A 20,378-nucleotide genomic window follows, 5' to 3' on the forward strand; every position below is an offset into this window, starting at 1 on the left:
CTGACTTTTCTAAACAGAGAGACTTATTTCTATGAGCACTGACAAAAGCAATGACTCCACACCATTTTTAGCGGGCATGAGCGCTGTTGAGCAGCAATCATCTCTTTCGGGCTCAGGCTCCAAGTCAGTGCTGGGTGAAGGTATTAACTTTCGTGGCGAGCTGATCGGCACCGAAGATCTGCACGTGGAAGGTACTGTTGATGGTACCGTGATCATGGTTGGCCACAATCTTTCTGTTGGCACTGGCGGTGCAGTTACTGCCAATATCCACGCAAAAAATATTGTTGTAGAAGGCACCTTGGATGGCGACGCCCTTGCCGATGAGTTGATCGAAATCCGCAACACTGCCCAAGTTAATGGCAATCTGATTGCACCGAGAATCAAGCTGGACGACGGCGGTAAATTCCGTGGTTCCATGGACATGGTTGATACCGATTCCGAAATGAAAGAGCGCCACAAGGAATTCTCTGATCGCCTGGTACACCCAGATCTGCCCGCAGCAGAAGAGAAGCCCGCAGCCCGTACTCGCGGTAGCTCTACCTACTCCTCCAGCACCACGAGCACAAGCGATTCCTCTCGCCTGTCCGACACTAGCGACTACCTCTTCGGCGCTAAAGAAACCGAAGAAGAAGCTGAGGAAAGCTAAGAAACCTTCTTAGCTAGTCCTCAATATGGGCCCCGGCTAATGCCGGGGCTTTAGTTTTGGTGTGGGAAATATGTTGCAGCATCATTCATTTGGTATTGCTGCTTTGGTGGATGAAGTCATTCAACCGGGTAGTAAAGTTTTAGATTTGGGATGCCTTTCGTTTGGCACCACACAGCCTTTATTGGAGCGCTCCTGCCAGACATTTATCGAAGATTTACGCAGCCTGCTACTGGACACCTCTGCCCTCGATAAAGAAGTCAGGGCCGATAAGCTTTCTGAATATCTCACCAAAAAGCCCCAACGAATCAAGCTTGATGTGGTGCTCTGTTGGGATCTATTCAACTTTATGGAGCCTGAGCTTATTACTAAGCTCATTGAGGAAATCCGACCCCACTTAAAGCCTCGTACCATTTTCCATACAATGCTGTACACCGGCACTATGCCCAAGGGGCCCGCTGACTTTAAGCGCCTTTCTGGCTTTACCTTCAATACAGAGCCGCTCCACATGGAAGAACCACTGCCCACTTATAGGTACTCATCCTTGAATTTAATGAAGACTATGGGCAACTTCTCCCTGCGCTCCTCCCTGCTACAAAGAGAGGGGATGCGTAAAGACCTTATCGAATTAATGTTTGAATATGGCAATGTAAAATCGCCAACTTCCGTAATGGCCAGTGGATCATCAGCAGCGGTATCCGCCTTCCAGAAAAACCGCCTTACTAATATTTCGCTAACCGCTCTAGGCACCGCCCTGACTCACGTTAAGCGCTCACCGGTCAGCAAAGTTCTGGATATTGGGCAAAAGGCTGGGAGAAATATGGAGCACCTCCAAAGGGAGGCCGGTGAACTGTTTATTTCTGATTTTTACTCATCACTCGCTTGGCAAACCAGCAGAAAAGTGCCATTTGAAGAAGCAGTGCAGGCCGCATTGCGACAGGCAACTCTGCCAAAGGATCTCAATTGCATCCTCCTCTGGGATCTTCTCAACTTCTTTTCCACCGAGCAAATACAATCGATCACTAAGGCCCTGTATCAATATCTCAGTGAGGGTGGCGTGATGCACTTTTTGCTATTTAAACAAAACAAGCTTCCCGTTAACTGTGGTGTATTTGAAATTCAAAAGTCGGGCCAGGTTGGAACCTATATTCACGCTTCAGGTAGTAAGCAAACCCAACTCCGCACCATCACCGATGTTGTGAAATCTCTACCAGAGATGAAAGTACTCAGCCAGGGAACCGGGCGAATACCCAACGGACCTTTTTATCACGAAATAACAATGCAAAAAGTTGTAAAGGATAAATAATGACCCAGTTTTTCTACCACTGGTTAACCAAGTTGTCTGCGGAACAGGTTACCGACACCTTTCTTATGGTCATGCTTGCCATTGGTGCTATAGCCATAATCCTCTACCCTTTAGGCAAGTTTCCCCGCTTTGTAAAGGAAACACCATCACTACTGACGGCCCTCGGTATTTTAGGTACTTTTATCGGTATCATTATCGGTATCTACGGGTTTGATCTAAACGATATTGACACCTCAATTTCAGAACTGATGCAAGGTCTGGAAACCGCCTTTATGACCAGTATTTTGGGACTCTTCCTTTCCCTGATATTGCGAACAATTTTTCAAATATTCACTAAAGAACAAGCCCCTAAAGCGACAGCAGATGACATACTGCAAGCTATTAATGGCCAGCGCGAAGATCTGGCAAAATTCCAGCGACAGATTAGTGATGAAGTCCTACAGTCACTCACTGCGGTTGTAGAAAAGTTTAATAGCGGCCTGAATGCCCAGATGGGTGAGAACCTACAGCAGTTTACCCAGCAATTGGAGGCCGTATCCCCTGCCCTGCAAGCCCTAATAGATCAGCATCAGCAGCACGCAGAACTCGCAACTATTTACCGCGACCAAACTGCAACTCTTCTCAATGAAATTAATGGTGCTCAGGAAAACCTTCTACTGTTACACCAACGTATTACTGAGCTGCCAGAAATTTTCAACGTGATTCCCACCCTGGTAGAGCAGCAGCGCAATCACGCAGAGCAGATATCAATCATGCTGAATGAGCAGCAAGCTTCTATTGAAGTTCTACAGCAATCGATCCCCGATATTGCGCCCAAGTTTGAAGCGCTCACCCGAGGAATTGACCAAGCTCAACAGCAACTGGGGGCCCAGGTTTCCAACCTGATCTCCCTGAGTAGGACCCAGGCGGAAGTATTCGACCAAAGAACCAGTAGGGTCGTAGCCCTGGCCGATGTGGTTACCAGTATGGACCCCAACCACTTCTCTAAAGCAATTCACGAGCAGGCTACCAGTCACCGGGAATCCGTGGCCGAGCTAGCTCAGCTGATCGCCAAAACTCACAACCAGATGATTACCGAATTGTCACAAGTGATTACTCGCGATCTGAGTAATGCCGATGTCAGCATCAAGCGCCAATATGAGCTTCTGGATGAGCGTCTACGCGATGAAGTAGATAGTGTTATGGCAGCGATGGGCGATGCCCTAGGCACTTTAAGCGGAGAATTCTCCAGAGACTTCCGCCAGCTCATCCAGCAAATGAAGAGAATCGATGCGCAGGCTCAGAGAATCACTGGAGAGGCGCATGTTTGAAAGCACGCAAGCCAGTAGTGAGTCCAGCGATAGTCAATGGATTAGTCTATCGGACATGATGGCTGGCCTGATGATGGTATTTCTCTGTATTGCCGTCTTTGTAATGCGCTCCCTTATCGACGAACGTGCCAAGATTCGTGAACTCGCTGAGTCTTACCGGGACACCCAGTTGGCCATCTATCAAACTCTGCAACAGGAATTTGCCCACGACTTAACTCGATGGGGAGCGTCCCTGGATAAGCAAACCTTGGCCATCTCATTTAATAACAGTGATGCCTTATTTAAAACCGGTGACTTTACCCTAAGCGACAATGCCCGCGAGATTATGTCCTCCTTTGTACCTCGCTACATCGAAGTGCTGACGCCCTATATGGATTCCATTGCCGCAATACAGATCGAAGGGCACACAAGCTCTGAATGGGGAGACCAATCCGCACCGGAAGCAGGTTATTTCCACAACCTGCGACTTTCCCAACAGCGCTCACGAGCCGTAATGCAATATGCCCATTCATTACTGCCTTCGCAGCAAGCCGTCCTGGTACGGGCCAAGGTAGCAGCTGTCGGTTACTCCTCGGCTCGCCCAGTCTTGGATAAGAATGGGGTAGAAGATCCGGATCGCTCCCGCCGGGTAGCATTCAGGGTAGTTAGAGACTCAGAAAGCCATATCCTGCAAATCCTTGAGGAAGCTCTGTGAACCTCACAAAATTTCAGCCTATTCAAAACCGTCAGGCTATCACAGCGCTGCCAAGCGCCACACGAGCATTGTCAGTATCCTATGAGATTAGCGGTGGAGATTCATTCCCAGCCGGCAAACGCCCCTTAGCACAGCGCTTATCTGAAATGTCTGATCGAAACAGCTTAGCCAAAGCCATCCGTACTGGAATGCAACTCGATTCAAGCGATCTGGATAGCGTACCTGTGGCTTGGCGCTACCGGGGTATCCCGGTTTTTTTATTTGGCCTGGAACAAAACCCGGACTCTTTTGGTCAAGTTCATATTTACCCCAAATGCCCAATAGTGAATAGCTATAAGGGGCCGGTTTGGATCAGTAGTGACTATAGCGAAGCGTGCAAGTCATTTCCCCAGGATCAATTAAAGCCATGCCCTCACTGCTTACGTCACCTTTACAGCCACAATATTCCCGACGTTGTACACAAAGACCGTTTCGGCAATGTAACCAATATCGACTGGCTGACCTATACCCGATACTTTGCCAGCAATATTTTTCGAAGACACTCTCTCATCTGGAAAAATGGCGAACGCCCCCAAAAAGTTAGCTCTGTATTTACCCCTGAAAACCCGAAATATAACTGCTCTATCTGCCAATGCGATATCAAAGCCAGTGGATGGGCACTCAACCAAAAGCTTGCAGAAAGTAGCGGTCTCCCCAAAGAGATTTGCTTGCTCTGTGCAGAGAGAAGGGCCCGCGCTGTCATACTCGCACCACCCCAAGCCTCACTGAGAGCCGCTACATTGCGCTATGAATCCTTGGCAAAGCAACTGGGCAGTGATCCCCAGGCCTCATGGATGATCGCAGAACAGGTAGTCCCCGCATCCTGGCTACCATTAATACAGAGGCTTAAATCCTTAATGGGGCCACCCAAAGTCTTCCAAGTAATCGCGCCTAGGGTATTGGCCGTACTATGCTGGCCAAACCTCGGCCGCGCCATTATTGCCGATGGCACCAAAGAGGCAAAGATACCAGCCAGTTACTCAGTTTGGAAAAAGGCTCAGATTGAGCGGGAATTAGGGCTAAGCAACTAGCCACTTCAAAGTGCTGCCTATCGGCAGCTTGCTTTTGATACCATTCCCTCTTAACCCACTTTAATCAAAGAGTTAGCCTATTTAATTGCTTCAAAACTCGCCCTGAAGATTCCGATATTTTTACTTGCTATAGCAGAAATATAGAAGCCCTCCCAAAATCTTTTATAGCTTTTAAGCTCAAAATAATAGAGACGCATCCTGCATTGCAAGCAATGCACAATAATAATTACTTCGCTGTGTGTACTCGAAACACCCTATCAATTCGTTACTGTTTTTCACAAGAAAGTTATTCCCCATATGCCAGGATGACTCGGAACCGTAATTCAGTAAAACGCCAAAAAGAACAATCATCATAAAAATCTAAATAATTTAATCACCCCCTCCATAATACCAACCATATCCGGCACAGAAATTTACGACCAGCAGAAAAAATAGAACCCATGCTACAAACCAAAAAAGTAGCTACAGCATTACTAGGCAGCCACCATCTACCATAACGACGAGCCGATAAATAAATAATTCGTGAATTTAAGTAAACATTAAAAGAATGCTGAAATTATCGCTTGAACCCAACTTTAATGAAGAGTAGCTTGATAATTAAATGAGCATGACACAAACCGAATTATGATAGCTCCTGCATTTGTAGTTGAGTCCGAGCCAAATAAAAGGTGCTCCTCAACGAGAGGGATACCGATTACATTTGACTCTGAATCAGTCATTCTATAGTAAGATGGAGATAGAAAAATGCCAGTAAATAATATAACCCTGCAAGATGCAAAAGCCCGTGTTCGAGCTACTTTACAGGCCGGCGGCCTAGTAATTATACAAGAGCCACATAACGATGTTCCCCACGGTTTCTCCTTTGCTGCTGAAGCTATAGCGGACAATAGCGATCAACCTCACTCGCTGTTCGTTGAAGCACCACATGAAATTAAAGCTGCGGGGAGCCTAGCCACTTACCCTCAAAGGATAAAAGACTACTTCGCAGGGGGTGTAACTGACACTGAAACATCAGAGCTATTAATCAAATTGGCTACTCGAAAAAATTGGGATATAGCATGCGTAGACTCATGGAGAGGAAATGGAGCTTGGAAATCTTCAGAAAAACGTCAAAAAGGAATAGCGAGACGTGTTATTCACCATTTTAATATAGGTGGGCGCCCAGGAGGAATAATCCCTATTGGGTCTGCACACGTAACAGGATTAAGAATGGGAAGGAACATGATTGGAAATCGACGTGTTGATCGCAGAATAAGCACTCTTGCAAATCAAATCCCTGATGATCAGGCCATTAATTACCAAGGCTATTGGGGATTAGGAAGGTATATCGCTGGACGAAATTTACAAATGTATAAATTCACAGCGACCGGAGATTATTCGCATATCAGCGAACCAAATATTTCTCGGGACCTTCACATTCAATTTGTTCCTCGCGACAGAATTTTTCGAGCTCCAAATCTTGCCATCTAGGAACCCTAAAAGCTCTTGCTTATTCTTTTACTTTCTCAGCATATAACCTTCATCTCACTTGAGATGAACTCTTAGAAATGACACAAACTTTCTTTTTCCGTCAGCAAGCTCCACCGACTCAAATTGCTGGCGGGCTTCTCTCACACTGATACCATCTCGAACAGATGCCAAATATAGCCTCCACAACTGGAAACGGCTAAATGACTATATTTCCGAACATTTCATCGAACAAAACCTATAAAATTAGCAGTAACCAAATCCATCTAACATAAAAACCCAACCTACATCCTACAGCCGCTCAAGAAAAAATACTTCATAACACATACTTATATAGCACCTCCTGAAAATAATGATCCGCGAAACAAGTGACATTTAAAACAATAATTTGACAGGAGTGTACCAAAACCCTTTATGACATCAAAATCCGAGAACATACCAACCGACACAACATACGCCCACAAACACAGATCCAGCATTTGCCTTAAAAAATTTATTCAGACTTATTAAGATGCAGACAAGGTATAATAAAACCCTATCAAAAGCCCTTCTTACAATCACTTTTTACCGACAACCGTTATCGTACATGCCGACGATTTGTTACAGGAGTTTCCCGAACAAATACTTACTAAAGCCCTAGATAGCAACCACCAAAATTCAACTCAAGAAGGATTTAACACCAAAGCATAGAGATATCTCTTTGTAAACGATGGTGTGATTGGCCATTATTGAGGCACCAATGAATAATGAGGTACAAGTAAGTAGCGGCTTGTGAATTGGCTCTTCATATTCTGACTAGAATAGAAAAACCATCGAAACCAGACAGAAATACTAACATTACTGACGAAAACAGCTATTAAAAAGCTCCGCCCTAGGCAATCAATGTTGTGCCTGGTATAACCTACAAAAATAGATAATACTCATGAAAAAGTTGATTTTCTTTCTACTATTTTCTAGCTGTGCAAATGGAACATCTATAGAGCCTGCAACACTGGGACAGTTTCTAGAAAGCACCGATCACGTTCCACATGCTCTGGTTCAAAAGGTAGATATGATCACCTCAAGCGGAGAAATCACCTTTAATCCAGATGGGAGAACCAGTCCCTTATCAGGGAATAAGATTAGGCTCCATGTTAAATTGATGCCAAATGGTGTAATTAAAAACAATCTTGATCATGTCCCCCCGGAATTTTACGTAGAATTTTGGGAAATGTGGCACTATCAACTCGGCAATATCCAAGGGTCATCATTAGGCGGAGAATTTATTTTTCTGCTGAGAGATCCAAACTTAAACAAGGTATACCCCCGGTATTTTATGAGAAAAACAGATGAAAAACCTAACATTATTGAACTACTGAAGAAGCTATCTGACTAATTAATGCTACCTCTAAATTCACCCTTAAATTTTCAGTCAGCATGAAAGTCTCAGTATAATGTTTAAACACTAGATTCTGTATACTCTATTCTAAATATCGCGAAGGGAGGCAACATACAGCTTCTCGGATACTCTTGAATACCCTGCCACTTTCTCCAGCAACACCAAAAAGGAGTACATGTTTTGAAATTAATCACAGGCACTGATTCCACCTGGTCCTTAAGAGTCTGGATATGCACCCAAATCGCAGGCCTTGACATTGAGATCAAAGCCATAGACCTCTCCAGCCCTAACTACAAAAACGAAGTACTTAAATATTCCCAAGCTGGACTTGTACCTGTATTGTTGCTTGAAGATACTTACATTCATGATTCACTAGCAATCGCTGAGTATTTTAATGAGCTCTCCAAAGGCATCTTGTACCCTTCTTCAAATATTGAGCGAGCACAATCAAGAAGCCTATGTGCTGAACTTCACTCCGGTTTTATCGCTTTAAGAAGCAACTGCCCTTTCACTTTAGATAAAAGCAACTCCTCTCCGGATATTAACTCTGGAATTCAGGCTGAGTTAAAAAGGATTGAAGATATTTTCTCGAAAGCAAAACTGCCCTTCATGTTCGGCTCTGCTGGGGCTGTAGACGCATTTTACGCAATACTCGCTTATAGACTATATGTTTATAATATCTCATTAAGCGAGAAAGCTACCAAATACCAGCAAAGTCTTTTGGAGTGGCCAATCTTGCAGCAAGCAATTGACCTGGCTGCAGAGTGGAGAAACTCATAATTAAAGCTGTCACCAAATGTCGCTTTGGAAATTTCTTATCAACTCATCGATTACAAGGTTGGCTGTAGCCAGCCTTGTAGTTACAACAGTATCAACACGGCGAAAATTTGTAAGTTATTTACCTAATTTGCCATAATCACTAATAAGGCAATCAATCTTAAAGGGCCTCGGATAAGATACATGCTTATATCCAGCCTACACTTAAGTACTGAGCAAGCAAGAAGCGCCACATCTCAAACTACTTGGCTAGCCATTATCAGCCTCCTCTTAGGCGCAGCCTGTATTCAGTTAGTTATCATGCGCTTTTTTAATGGGCAAATGGCACCGGATGTCTTCGCAAGTTTATTACATCAGCTTGTACAGACTAAGGGCACACCTGCACTTGTCAAATCACTGGTCAGCTACCTTATCCCCTACTCAGCTTTTGTGACCTATACACTCCACCTGGCACTATTGCTTGCTGGAACCCTCTTGATATTGCGTGTTTTTATTGTTTTGGGCGCGACACTCATGTTTTTCGGCTTTATCTTGCTGTGGGGGTTGACTTACATGGGAGAAAACAGCTGGTACTTCGAGTTTTTGTCACCTGCGTTATTTGCCTTAATCTTGGCAGTTAGCATTTACAAGCTCCATAAAGACTCTCAATACAATTTTCGTTCTCGGTTTTTAGGCGCGGTGATAGCACCGAGAGTAAGCCTATTAACCTGGGGTTGTGCGATTGTTGTAGCATCTGCTCTCTTATTTGGGGTCTTTACAATGTCACGCAATGGTGGCGATTACGTATTCACTGTAAGCGCCCTATCCAGCATTACCATTGCCATTTTATCAATAGCTTCAAAGTATTTAGACAAGTATCGAAATACTCCCCCCAAACAGGATTCAACTCCGATATTAGGGCGCTGGATTGATCTTTTTACCTTCACCATCGGGGTAATGTTAGTCTTTCAGGTTTTTGAGGATGGGCTATTAAATTGGTTTACTGTAGAAGGGTACCGAGGTCTCATTAACTCCTATGTCGAATACGGGAATACACCGTATTGGTATCGGGGAGCCTTGGCCTGGGTAGCGGATCACGCCGAGATCTTTATGCCAACCCAGAGAGTATTCGAGACCTTTGCTGCAATCTGTATGGTAATTTTAGTCTTTCGATTTCCAGTTGTACTGCTGGCGACCGGTCTCTTTGCCATTCTCTCTTTTACGGAATTTGGAGTTACGAATGCTTGGCCTCCCGCACCAGGCAAGCCTCCCGCCTGGGTATTTGAACTACTGCTTACAACATCGGTTAGCTTTACCTGCGGTCTCTATTACTTACTAGATGCTATTGCGCACAAATCCTGGAAGCATTGGATATTGGGTCCCAAAATATTTGACTCAATATCAGATTTCAATAAGTGTTTTTTATTTATTTTCTTACTTATTATCGAAGTAATTATATTTTCCTCCACTCCCATACAAGAGGAGACCAAATTCATTGCACTTCACTTCTCAGCACTGTCACTTATTCCTTTATTCTTCATTATGATCATTCTGGATAAATACCGAGCAATCACACCCAATATAGATTTTTATACCAACCCAAATGGGAAAAATCATAACCAACTACCGTAAGCTCCCACCTACTTTGGCTTTAAGTAATAAACCCTATAAAACGGACGTTTGTGCAATTTATATGGCCGGCAATATTGCAGCAACAACTAACAGGAGTAATTCCACGGTACAATGTGGGCATAAGCGAATATTGGTAGCCGAGGCCCCTTCGCCTACGAACTTCCTCTGATAACGTTATAGAAATTTTATTGGGTTAATTTGCGTCATGAAGACTCTTCATCTGGTAATTTTATTTAGCATCCTGTCTATTTTTTCTACTTATGTGGCAGCAGAGAGAATTAAGATCGACAACTCTCTCACTATCCACTACGAACAAGCGGGTAATGGCGATACGACAATCATCTTTATTCCCGGCTGGATGATGTCTACAAAGGTTTTCGAGCATCAACTTGCCCATTTCAAGGACTCCACCAAGTATCGCGCGCTAGCTTATGATCCCCGCGGCCAGGGCATGTCATCCAAGCCTGTTGAGGGCCATACTTATCAGCAACACGCTCGAGACTTAGCTGCACTGATTGACAAGCTGGGGCTTGATAGCGTGATTCTCGCGGGCTGGTCCTATGGAGTGACCGAGCAACTGGCCTATCTCAACCAGTTCGGCACTGACAAGATAAAAGCCATGATTATGATCGACACTGGCCCGGATATTTCTGGGGCCAGCCGGGACGAGTGGGTCTGGTATCTGAATGATGATTCAGACGGATACTCGCGCTCATTCACTGAAGGGATTATTGAGGATCGCGAAAATGTGATTGCAGAGTTCGTCAAATGGATGCTTGAAAATCCCACTGCGGAAAATATTGCCTGGGTGTCTAATATCGCCAATCAAACCTCTAGCAGCGTCGCCGCAATTACCAACGCTACTGGTTTTTACCTCGACTACAGCAAAGACCTTATCGGCCTTGAAGGGAAGATTCCCATGCTGTATGTGGTACGAAATGAAGTTAAGGAAGTGGCTGACAAATGGATCAAATCTAATACTCCTTCCGCCACTACCGCTTATATGGGAAAGCATATGATGTTTTGGGAGAGGCCCGATGAATTCAATGCAATGGTCGATCAATTTCTGGAGAATATAGAAACTAAGTAGCATTCACTATTTTGTTAAAATTAGGGCAGACTGACTTCAGCCTGCCCTAAGCTTTAAGTCTGCAGGCCCTACTTCTTCGACTTACCCCCGCTCAACAAGGCATATCTCCTAGTCAAGGCACTTGACATCTAAAGGGTCAGTAAATAGATTTAAGTCATATAACAATAAATTGGCAACTTCTTCCGGCACAAACATCGGCGCACGTCGACACGAGTACCCTCTACTGAAAATACCTGACAAGCAGGCAAAAGCAGCTTTCTTCAACCAGTTTTAGCTGGTTAATTTAACCCGAACTTTAGTATTACACCCTAAAATAATACCCACATGGAGAGTGGAAAATGAGAGTTCTATTTTTAGCCTTGATAAGTGTGTGCTCGCTGATAGCAAATGCTTCAGATTTTATTCTCGCACAAAAGACGGAAATCAAATCAGATTTCCTTGGTGAAAACCGAACCATCTTGGTGAAACTTCCCGAACAATATAAGGATAATGACAAAGAATATCCTGTGCTCTACGTATTACATGCTCAGTGGGACATGCTTTCTACTTTGTCTACTATCGATTTACTTGAAGGCCAAGTGCCCAATTTTATCGTGATTGGTGTAGAGGGAATGGGTAAGGAGTTGCGCCCAAATCAAGGTAAATCGGCAGCATTTTCTCAGTTCCTAGCGGACGAAGTTGTGCCCTATGTCAATACAAACTATCGAACCGCAGATTTTAGTATTTTGTCTGGGCACTCCAACTCTGGCCGCTTCGTACTGGACTACTGGCTAAACGACAAAGCACCATTTTCACAGTACTTTGCGTTTAGCCCATCATTAGAGGATAAATATATAACCGGGCGAGTTTCCAATTTAGCACCTAAACAACTTAAAGAGCTTTCCCCGCTGACCGTGACCATCGCTAATGAGGGGAATCATATGCAAGTCCCATTTGACGAATTGAACCAAGCTCTCGCAAATGTACCGGGTGCAATCTTTACCTTCCAGAAATTCCCAGAACAATCCCACAGAACGACTAAACATCACTCTATGCAATTTGCCCTTCAACACACTTTTACAGGGTGGGAACCTACTTACGAACTTAAAGTAAGTGGGTTTGATGGACTGACAAATCACTACCGTAATTTATCAGATAAATTTGGCTTCAAAGTAGTTATTCCCACCAATACCCTGCAGCGCTTGATGGCCCACCATGCCATTTCCGACTCTGAAAACGCTGCTAGCGAATTAAAACTCCATATCGCATACACCATTAAAGAAATTTCGGGCGGGGTCGATGCCACAGTCGAAACAGCAGACTACTTGCTGAACAATGGCTATGAAGAGGCAGGGGAAACCATATTGAAAGAGATGTGCAACCAGGCTGAAGAGCACGCTCGCTGCAAAGGCTGACAAAAATCTACTCGAAGGCCAGACACACTCTCAATGTGAAGCGAGCCCACTAAAACTTATCGGAAAGTTTGCAGAGTAAAAAAGGAAGCTACCCGCCCTATCATGATTTAGGTGCGGGCTTCTATAAAGGCAGGCTCTCGTTAGCGGCGTGCGGCGAAAATGCCACCGGTCATTACCGCTAAAGAAGATAAAAGTCCAACACCTACCAAGCTATACAAGCTAATGGATTGCTTGGCCATCTCGGCAACTACCTCACTGAAAGGGAACTGCCAGGCAATGATCCCTAAGGCAGCTGCTACCGCGATATACTGAGAGTAACTGGAACGACGCTTTGAGCGTTTAGGCTGCGCAGGGAGCGCGGCCATCACGCGGTCACAAAAACCATCGTTATCCAAATGGGGCTCATTGAACTGGAGCTGTTCACTTAGCCAGGCGTCAAACTCCCGGTCGTTGCCCTCTAATGCCATTTCACTCAAGGCGTTACCTTTCGTGTTGCGCTGTTCAAAGTTAACCATTTACCACCTCCTCACGCCAGGGCTGTAGCAAGCTACGCAGCTTGGCCCGAGCACGGTTGACATGGGATTTTACCGTACCAAGCGGCAATTTCATAATACTTGCCGCCTCCTCGTGAGAAAAGCCCCTGTGCATACACAGATGGATTGCTTGCCGTTGCGGGCCACTCAGGGTATCCATCGCGGCAGTGAGGTCCCTAGCCATCCCTAACTGCCGGGATTCTTCAATAGCCTCATCGGCCTGAGCCCTATCCACTGCCTCTTGATCCACATCGGGCATATTCTTACGCTTGTGGCTCATGACGAGATTATAGGCGATACGGTACAGCCAGGTGCTGAAGCGGGCATCCCCCCTGAACGCCGGCAACGCCTTATAGGCCTTAATAAAGGCCTCCTGCGCCATATCGTCTGCCAGACCCTGGTCACCATCACACAGCTGTCGGAGCGAGTATCGCAGCTGAGATTGATAGCGACGAACCAGCTGGGCGTATGCCCGCTGGTCCCCGTCTTTGACGGCCCGCCTGATTAATTCCTCGTCATTGAGGTCCATACTCGCCTTTCCTACACCTGCTTGTTATCAAGCTTCCAGTTCACATAGCGAGCCACACCGATAAACAGAGGGATCAAGCCGAGACTGCCTACTCCAATACCCGCAAGGGCTGAGAGTGAGATGAATACTGCAGCGCCTATTGCGATCAGAGTGATACCGCGATCACTGGAGCTATTTGGCTCTCTCTCATCCAAAAGATCAATTAGCTCCGGGGGCACATCCCGACCATCAGCAACCATCTGGTTGATATTACTCATAACCAGTTGTTTCTTGCGATAGCTGCTGCGCGTTACCAACCAGACAATAAACACTGGCATGCCAAATACACAGAGCAGCGCTACTATTGGGATTACAGATGAGTCGTCACTTCCAGAGTGGTGTGAGTCATGGTGATCCCAGTGCCTACCCCGGTAGTCACGACTTTCCGATAACCTGATTCTGACATTGTCCGGTACGCTATTCAGGGTATCTTCAGTAACCTTGCCGTCTACATCCAGAATGCCCTTGCTTTTCAGCCGTTCAATAATTTCCTGGCTTAGGGGGCCGCCAAATTCCTGCCCCAAGTCAACCCGAACCTCACTTTTCTCACCATTCTCGCCTTCGGATTTGATCGTGAGAACACCATCCTCACGCAATATACGGACGCGGGTTTCAGATTCGGAGGCCTCCACACCTGGCGGCGGCGGGGGCTCTGGGACAAATGAGTCCTCCTCCTGGGCCCAGCTGCCCATGCTTATGCTGGATGCCGCAATGGCCACCCAACAGCAGATGACTGCCTGGAATGATTGTTTATTTCTCGCTCTCATTACTTACTCTCTAATCATTTTCGTTATCAGTGGTGTAAACCGTCGTTGGGGGGAGGTGACCTACATCACCATCATTCGAGCCTTGGAGTAGGGGTAAGCCATTCCTCCTCGGGGCTCCTTTTCCTCAGCAATACGCACAGGAGTTAGCCGGCTAACCTTCTCACTCTTATCAGTGCACTCACCAAGCTTCCTAAGTATTTGCTGATCAATTTTCTGTGTGAGCTCTCGGTGAATCCCATCCTGGGAAAGCGTCAGCTCGGAGGCATTAACCTGACCCACTTGCAGAGCCGCAACTATTAGAGATAGCGCGACGCAAAATTGTACCTTTTTAGTTGATCTCGCAGTAAACATTGTGATCTCCCGTTTTTCCCTTGCACGCCACTATGACGATTCGTGGAGCCCAGTTGGATGCAGCTGTATATTTTTTTTTACGCCAACACTTGGAACCACCTTCTAATGGTCATCACTGGGCTGGAACGATCGGATAAACTCGGAACACAATACGGAATGAGAACTTCGATATGACAACCCCTGATGATGTCCTGGTTTTTTGGTTTGGCAGCACTGATATTCGTGGCAACTCTATTGCTGCGGAGAAGCAGGGTTTATGGTTTGCCGCTACTCCGGAAGTGGACGCCGACATCAAGACAAGGTTTGGAGCTATTGCCGAGTCAGCGCAGCGTGGAGAGCTGGACCATTGGCAGCAAACTTTGAAAGGCGAACTCGCCTTGCTACTGGTATGTGACCAACTATCCAGAAACATTTACCGGGGCACCCGCCAGGCGTTCGCTGCAGACTCCCAAGCTCTGGCAATTACAATGTCGCTGATTCAGCGCGGAGAGGCCCCGAATCTTGGGCTCTACCAGCAGGTATTCCTGGGCATGCCGCTAGAGCACAGCGAAGACCTCGTGACCCAGCAACACTCGGTAGACTACTTTCGACAGTTGCAGCAAACCTTCGCAGAAGACAAAATTGCCTCGCCCTATCTCGACACTCATTATCGATACGCCCTTGCCCATCAAGAGGTCATCGAGCGATTTGGGCGCTTCCCTCACCGCAATGCGGCTTTGGGTCGCACTTCCACTCAAGCAGAAAAAGAATGGCTGGCTCAAGGGGGCGGCTTTAAATAATGGATTTACTCAGTTGGTTATCTCTCGCAGGGATCTGTGCCCTCGGTGCCATGTCACCGGGACCAAGTCTTCTTATCGTCTTACGCAGCGCCTCCTCAGGCCTACAACAAGGCCTGGCCAGTGCTATTGCTCACGGAGCCGGGGTCGCTATATACGCAATTCTTACCGCATTTGGCCTGGCGGTGCTGATTACTAGCTCTCCTCTTCTATTTAACATTCTGCAGTGGGCCGGTGCAGCAATGCTGGTCTACCTGGGCTGGAAAGCCCTCAGTGCCCCCGCACCGGGTACCAGTACTGCAACCGTACAACCTCCACACCAGAGCCTGAAGCGCTCTATCGCTCAAGGTTTTGGTGTTGCCTTCTTCAACCCCAAGATCGCCGTATTTTTCACCGCCCTATTCAGCCAGTTTGTGTCAGAACAGCAAGCCCTGAGCACCAAGCTGGGCATGGCAGCGCTGGTTTCAGGAGTGGATGCAATTTGGTACTGCATCGTTGCCCTGGCGGTTCACGCCAGCCGTAAACGCCAGCTGGTCAGCAAGCATATTGGCCATCGCATCCAACAGGTTTTCGGGATCTTACTGATAGGACTGGCTGCCCGGCTGATCCTTAGCATCTAAAGCCACAGGCCTGCAGAAAGCTTCACTACCTCAGTTCACCACACCCAAATAAAAAACAGGCCCGCAAGCGGGCCTGTTAAATGATGTGAAGACAGCCAGTCGCCCCGGGGGGAATGCGTCTGGCTGTATGCACATTATGACAGTGTTCACGCTTAATGGCGGACCAATCATCGCACCTGCTGGTCTTTTGACCGCATAGGGCCCTTTCTTCACCGCATCGTTGACACTGAATATTTATACAGTTAGGGTAGCGGCATACAAACTAAGTGGACAGTCTAATAGACGATTGGGAGGCACACGATGGCCGTAGTAGCTGTTTGGAAATGCGATAGAGACGGAGCAATGTTCGACAACAAAAAAGACGCTGAAGAACACGATAAGATGCTGGAGCTCGCAGCTAATATCACGTCGCTGATTGAGCGCCACATCGACAGCATTGATGAGCAAGTGGGCGAAGAGATCGGCCTGCTGTTGGCCAAACGCCGCGATGCCCTGGCTAAAGCCTGTAAAGGGAAGCCTGAAGTACTACTCGAAGAAGACGAAAACATGGTGCAGGAGAGCGAAGATGATCGCGTAACCCCGCTCGCCGCCAATCAGTAAACGCTTATAGATTCATCCCTGTACTCTGCCCGGTTCTACCGGGCTTTTTTGCGTGGGGCTCATACTGAGCCTCACCAATAAACTTCAAAGATTAATTACGGCATTAACAATGTTAATGACCGCCAACACAACGATAACGACCCAGCTGATTAAAGTTCCCCAGAAGCGTCCAAAGTGCAGCCCGCCTTTGCCCTTGGTCAGTCCATAGGCATGAAATACCCGTGAGATAAAAAAGAGCGCCCCAAAGAGGTGTAACCACAGTGCAGGCAAACCACCCAATTCTGCAGCCAGCAACAGAAGCAGCGCTATCGGAGTGTACTCAATCGCATTAGCGTGAACTCGCACCCTAATCTCATTGAAACGATCATCTCCGGTTCCAATTCCCACTTTCTTTGTGCGACGAAACTCGACTACCCTGAATGCCAAGTAAATAATCAGAAGCGCACAAAGGCCGGTGTAGAGTGCTGTGATATTCGCCATGTTTTTTCCTTGTTCTTATCAATCAGGCCAGGGAATATATCCCCGAAAGCGAGTATTCCGCCACACAAATCCTGCACAATCCAATGGACCATTCAGACCAATAGGTAGACGGGAAAAGAAAAGCGGGCTAGAAGCCCGCTCTTTGCATCTTAGTGCTTGTAACCAAATTCATGGCCCTTTGCGGGCTTGAGGTGTCGATCTCTGAGGCGCGTTGAGCGATTCACCAGAGATTGATTCTCACCCTCAATCAGGACCTGCTCAGCGTAGCTGGTAACTTCCAGGGGATCACCGCTCCAGATCACAATATCCGCAACCGCGCCCTGCTCCAACGTACCGCCCTCAAGATTAAAAATCTCAGCAACATTACTACTGATCGCTTTTAGGGCCTCCTCGTAGGGCAAGCCATTGGCTACAGCATTTCCGGCGGACTGACGGGAAAGGTAGACATTGTGAGTCGCCACATAATCGGGCCCACTGATTGCTACCTTTACCCCAGCTTTGGTCAGAATCGCAGCATTGTCCAGCCGCGCTCCCAAACTGGAAAATGAAGCCGGAATATTGTTGATCGCATCTATGACTACAGGCACCTGGGCCTGTGCCAGTTTGTCTGCAACCATCCAACCTTCTGCTGCACCGACAATGATGAGCTTCACCTTGTAGGCTTTAGCCAGCTCCAGTACAGCAAGAATATCGCTGGCACGGTTGGCAGTTACCATTAAAGGCTCCTTACCATCGATCACCGGCTGCAGAGCTTGCAGATCTGCCAGATCGTAATCCAGCTCTCGCCACTCTCCACGGTGAATTGCTGCACGATTATCACGATACTCCTGAGCTTCACGCAGAGCGTTCTCCACCTTGGCATAAGCATTGGCACGGCTGCCGCCGGCCAATTCACCACCGGACTCTCCCAGATAAGCTTTTTGCGCAACATTCTTTACTTTGACGCTATCAAATTCACCATTCAACTTGATAGCAAAACTGCGCCCTGCAAATATCTGCTGAGCATCGATAGCACCGCTGTCCCAAGTGCTGATTCCCGGTGAAACAACGGCACTGGTGACTCCACCCGCCCGGTTGAATGGGATCAGGGTGGACTTAGGGTTGTAAGCAGGTACCGGATTGAAGGCGCTACCGATACTGTCACCGGTCACTTGGTGATCGTTGGTGGCACTGGCCGCACTAATCTCGACCAACCCCAGTTCAGAAATAGGCGCTATCACACCCGGCGTCACCACCTTGTTGCGCGCATCAATTACCTGATCTGCAGTCACCTCCAGAGAGGGGGCCACCCGTTGGACCTTGCCATCCACAACCAGAATATCTGCGGACTCCAGGCTGCCCTGCCCCGCCAGGGTGTGTACCTTGCCACCCTTGATCAGGATGGTCTCTGCCTGGCCAGTGGCTGACATCAACCCAAGGGCCAGCGCACAATAAACAGCTACTTTTCTCACAGTCGCTCTCCCTCTGCATCGAGAATACCCAGCTCGAAATCGGTGCGTGGCTGACGTTTCTTGTCCGCGCGATCGAACATCAATTCCCCATCGATGAAAACTTGATCTACATGGGTGTAAACACTAAAGGGGCTGTCGGACCAAACAACGATATCCGCCATCTTGCCGCTCTCAAGACTGCCAGTTTGATCGGCAATACCCAGAGCCTTGGCGGGGTTCAAGGTCATCCAAACCACCGCATCCTTGGGCTGAATATCGAAGCCCGCACGCTGACCTGCAGTCATTGCCTTCGCGGTCTCCTCGTGCAAATGCTGTACGCCAACACCGGAGTCCGAGTGAATCATTGCGCAGGCTTTGGCTTGATCCACAATGGCGATATTGGCCTCGGTCATATCGTAGGCCTCATGCTTAAAGCCCCACCAATCAGCCCACATTGCCGCACAAACATTGTTTTCAGCCAACAGGTCAGCCACCTTGTAAGCTTCCACTGCGTGGTGGAAAGTGGAAATTTTGAAATCAAATTCCTTGGCAACGTCCATCATCACCGCCATTTCCTCACCGCGGTAGCAATGGTTGTGGACGAGAATATCGCCATTGAGTACGCCCGCCAGAGTTTCCATCTGCAGGTCGCGCTTGGGCTCATCCCCTCCGTTCTCAACGTAATCCTCCCACTCTTGCTTGTAGGCACTCGCTTTAATCCAGGCATCGCGATAGCCGGCTACGTTACCCATTCGAGTTGAGGGGGAGCTACCTTTGCCACCGTAAACCCGCTTGGGGTTTTCACCACAGGCCATTTTCAACCCGTAGGGAGCGCCGGGGAATTTCATATCCTGAACACTGCGGCCGGGTACATTTTTCAGGGTGACACTGCGGCCACCAAACAAGTTGGCCGAGCCCGGCAAGATTTGCAGGGTTGTTACACCTCCGGCAAGAGCCAAGGGAAACTGGGGGTCTTGGGTCCAGACAGAGTGCTCCGACCAAACCTGGGCAGTGTTTGGCGAGGTCATCTCATTGCCATCCTGGGCAGATTCGATCCCTGGAGCTGGATAATCACCCAGGTGAGAATGCACATCGATAATGCCGGGAGTGACCCACTTACCGTTGCCATCGACAATCAAGGCGCCTTCGGGGGCCTGCAACCCCTTACCGATCTCCTTGATCTTGCCATTTTCAAACAACAGGTCCGCATTTTCTTGCTGCTCCCCAGTGCCGGTAAGCAGGGTAGCTCCCTGAATCAACACAGGGCGGGACTGAGTTACAGAATAAGTGGAGGGGAAGGCGTCCACACGAGCGAAATCGAGGGATCTCGGTTCGCTGTCAACACGCTTCTCTCCGCATGCGGACAGCAGTAGCGAGGCACCTAATAGAGCCGCGATACTGCGCCCGAGAATTCGGGATTGCAGCTGCATAGTCATTCATCCAATTGTTTTGAATATTGGCGGTGAATGCTACCAGTTTGTACCGACAGAGCCACTACCCAATTTGTCACAAA

At 47.5% G+C, this 20,378-nt stretch carries 21 protein-coding genes; 14 read left to right on the forward strand and 7 right to left on the reverse strand.

The window, feature by feature from the left end; genetic code table 11:
* Nucleotides 1-31: 31 nt before the first annotated feature.
* The 11 genes from P0078_RS04960 (at nt 32) to P0078_RS05010 (ending at nt 12,740) form a co-directional block, all read left to right on the forward strand.
* Nucleotides 32-646, forward strand: coding sequence for a bactofilin family protein (locus tag P0078_RS04960; protein WP_282933371.1), 615 nt, complete (start codon nt 32-34; stop codon nt 644-646).
* 70 nt (nt 647-716) lie between these two features.
* On the forward strand, nt 717-1,949 hold the full coding sequence (locus tag P0078_RS04965; RefSeq protein ID WP_282933372.1) for a class I SAM-dependent methyltransferase: 1,233 nt from the start codon (nt 717-719) through the stop codon (nt 1,947-1,949).
* Entirely contained in the window at nt 1,949-3,259 is a 1,311-nt protein-coding gene (locus P0078_RS04970; RefSeq protein ID WP_282933373.1) for a MotA/TolQ/ExbB proton channel family protein, read from the forward strand. The genes P0078_RS04965 and P0078_RS04970 overlap by 1 nt, the downstream gene beginning before the upstream one ends.
* Nucleotides 3,252-3,953, forward strand: a complete 702-nt coding sequence (locus tag P0078_RS04975; RefSeq protein WP_282933374.1) for an OmpA/MotB family protein — start codon at nt 3,252-3,254, stop codon at nt 3,951-3,953. Before P0078_RS04970 ends, P0078_RS04975 begins: the two co-directional genes overlap by 8 nt.
* Nucleotides 3,950-5,023, forward strand: a complete 1,074-nt coding sequence (locus tag P0078_RS04980) for a hypothetical protein (RefSeq protein WP_282933375.1) — start codon at nt 3,950-3,952, stop codon at nt 5,021-5,023. The genes P0078_RS04975 and P0078_RS04980 overlap by 4 nt, the downstream gene beginning before the upstream one ends.
* Before the next feature lie 744 nt (nt 5,024-5,767).
* Nucleotides 5,768-6,493 (forward strand): hypothetical protein, encoded by a 726-nt coding sequence (locus P0078_RS04985; protein ID WP_282933376.1) that lies wholly within the window; start codon nt 5,768-5,770, stop codon nt 6,491-6,493.
* A gap of 919 nt (nt 6,494-7,412) precedes the next feature.
* Entirely contained in the window at nt 7,413-7,865 is a 453-nt protein-coding gene (locus tag P0078_RS04990; protein WP_282933377.1) for a hypothetical protein, read from the forward strand.
* 183 nt (nt 7,866-8,048) lie between these two features.
* Nucleotides 8,049-8,648, forward strand: coding sequence for a glutathione S-transferase N-terminal domain-containing protein (locus P0078_RS04995; RefSeq protein ID WP_282933378.1), 600 nt, complete (start codon nt 8,049-8,051; stop codon nt 8,646-8,648).
* 180 nt (nt 8,649-8,828) lie between these two features.
* Entirely contained in the window at nt 8,829-10,256 is a 1,428-nt protein-coding gene (locus tag P0078_RS05000) for an alpha-amylase family protein (RefSeq protein ID WP_282933379.1), read from the forward strand.
* A 205-nt stretch (nt 10,257-10,461) separates the two neighbouring features.
* Nucleotides 10,462-11,346, forward strand: a complete 885-nt coding sequence (locus tag P0078_RS05005) for an alpha/beta fold hydrolase (protein WP_282933380.1) — start codon at nt 10,462-10,464, stop codon at nt 11,344-11,346.
* A gap of 338 nt (nt 11,347-11,684) precedes the next feature.
* The gene (locus P0078_RS05010) at nt 11,685-12,740 is read left to right on the forward strand and encodes an alpha/beta hydrolase (RefSeq protein WP_282933381.1); all 1,056 of its coding nucleotides are present in this window, start codon (nt 11,685-11,687) and stop codon (nt 12,738-12,740) included.
* A 140-nt stretch (nt 12,741-12,880) separates the two neighbouring features.
* Here P0078_RS05010 and P0078_RS05015 read toward each other — a convergent pair whose 3' ends face one another.
* From P0078_RS05015 to P0078_RS05030, 4 genes are read right to left on the reverse strand one after another with little or no spacing between them, the layout of a single operon-like run.
* Complete coding sequence (locus P0078_RS05015; RefSeq protein WP_282933382.1) at nt 12,881-13,255, reverse strand: hypothetical protein; 375 nt, start codon at nt 13,253-13,255, stop codon at nt 12,881-12,883.
* The gene (locus P0078_RS05020; protein ID WP_282933383.1) at nt 13,248-13,802 is read right to left on the reverse strand and encodes an RNA polymerase sigma factor; all 555 of its coding nucleotides are present in this window, start codon (nt 13,800-13,802) and stop codon (nt 13,248-13,250) included. Before P0078_RS05020 ends, P0078_RS05015 begins: the two co-directional genes overlap by 8 nt.
* Nucleotides 13,803-13,813: 11 nt before the next feature.
* Nucleotides 13,814-14,608, reverse strand: coding sequence for a DUF6249 domain-containing protein (locus tag P0078_RS05025; protein WP_282933384.1), 795 nt, complete (start codon nt 14,606-14,608; stop codon nt 13,814-13,816).
* A 60-nt stretch (nt 14,609-14,668) separates the two neighbouring features.
* Nucleotides 14,669-14,959 carry a hypothetical protein gene (locus P0078_RS05030; protein WP_282933385.1) on the reverse strand — a complete coding sequence of 97 codons (291 nt, stop codon included), beginning with the start codon at nt 14,957-14,959 and terminating at the stop codon, nt 14,669-14,671.
* A 170-nt stretch (nt 14,960-15,129) separates the two neighbouring features.
* Here P0078_RS05030 and P0078_RS05035 point away from each other — a divergent pair, with 170 nt between their 5' ends.
* The 3 genes from P0078_RS05035 to P0078_RS05045 all read left to right on the forward strand — a co-directional run bounded on the left by P0078_RS05035 (nt 15,130) and on the right by P0078_RS05045 (nt 16,955).
* Complete coding sequence (locus tag P0078_RS05035) at nt 15,130-15,738, forward strand: DUF924 family protein (protein ID WP_282933386.1); 609 nt, start codon at nt 15,130-15,132, stop codon at nt 15,736-15,738.
* Entirely contained in the window at nt 15,738-16,355 is a 618-nt protein-coding gene (locus P0078_RS05040; protein WP_282933387.1) for a LysE family translocator, read from the forward strand. Before P0078_RS05035 ends, P0078_RS05040 begins: the two co-directional genes overlap by 1 nt.
* A 300-nt stretch (nt 16,356-16,655) precedes the next feature.
* A complete protein-coding gene (locus P0078_RS05045) occupies nt 16,656-16,955 on the forward strand; it encodes a YebG family protein (RefSeq protein ID WP_108732704.1) in 300 nt (99 codons plus the stop codon).
* Between the two features lie 84 nt (nt 16,956-17,039).
* On the opposite strand, the gene P0078_RS05050 is transcribed toward P0078_RS05045, so the two are convergent.
* The 3 genes from P0078_RS05050 to P0078_RS05060 form a co-directional block, all read right to left on the reverse strand.
* Complete coding sequence (locus P0078_RS05050) at nt 17,040-17,435, reverse strand: MAPEG family protein (RefSeq protein ID WP_108732703.1); 396 nt, start codon at nt 17,433-17,435, stop codon at nt 17,040-17,042.
* Between the two features lie 149 nt (nt 17,436-17,584).
* The gene (locus P0078_RS05055; RefSeq protein WP_282933388.1) at nt 17,585-18,886 is read right to left on the reverse strand and encodes an amidohydrolase family protein; all 1,302 of its coding nucleotides are present in this window, start codon (nt 18,884-18,886) and stop codon (nt 17,585-17,587) included.
* The gene (locus P0078_RS05060; protein ID WP_282933389.1) at nt 18,883-20,295 is read right to left on the reverse strand and encodes an amidohydrolase; all 1,413 of its coding nucleotides are present in this window, start codon (nt 20,293-20,295) and stop codon (nt 18,883-18,885) included. The genes P0078_RS05055 and P0078_RS05060 overlap by 4 nt, the downstream gene beginning before the upstream one ends.
* Between the last annotated feature and the right edge of the window lie 83 nt (nt 20,296-20,378).

The organism is Microbulbifer sp. VAAF005 (assembly GCF_030012985.1).
Taxonomy (GTDB): Bacteria; Pseudomonadota; Gammaproteobacteria; order Pseudomonadales; family Cellvibrionaceae; genus Microbulbifer.